The following is a 561-nucleotide window of genomic DNA, read 5'->3' as shown; positions in this document are numbered from 1 at the left end:
GATGAAAAAAGAGTGGAAATGGATATAGTAGGATTAAACCATCACTTCTTTGTAACAGATATATTTGTAGATGGAAAATCCTCTGTTAAAGAATTACTAGAAAAATATATAAGTGGAGAATTAGAAGAAACTCCTAGTATGAAAAATATAGAAAGCTTACAGTGGTCAAAATCACTAATAAAATCATTAAAAGCAATACCAAACCCATACTTAAATTATTATTTTATGACAAAAGAGCAATTACAAAAACAAAAAGAACAATTTAAAGAAAATGATGTAAGAGCAGAAGCAGTAAAAGAAATAGAAAAAGACTTATTTAGAGAATATTCAGATCCAACTCTTGACGAGAAACCTAAAAGACTTGAAGAAAGAGGAGGAGCTTATTATAGTGATGCAGCATGTTCACTTGTAAACTCTATAGTAAATAACAAAAAAGATATACAATATGTAAATGTATTAAATAGAGGAGCTATAACTGATTTTTCTTATGACTCAGTAATAGAAGTAGCATCAATTATTACATCAGATGGACCAAAACCAATGAATTATGGGAAGATACCA

Annotated in this window: 1 pseudogene; it reads left to right on the top strand. The window is 28.3% G+C overall.

Annotated features, from left to right (window positions below):
* Positions 1-18 precede the first annotated feature (18 nt).
* A pseudogene (locus D3Z33_RS16490) lies at positions 19-561 on the top strand (6-phospho-beta-glucosidase); the annotation flags it as partial.

The organism is Senegalia massiliensis (genome assembly GCF_009911265.1).
Classification (GTDB): Bacteria; Bacillota; Clostridia; order Tissierellales; family SIT17; genus Anaeromonas; species Anaeromonas massiliensis_A.
The sequence above is the reverse complement of the archived record's forward strand: the minus strand, read 5'-3'. Positions and strand labels throughout refer to the sequence as shown.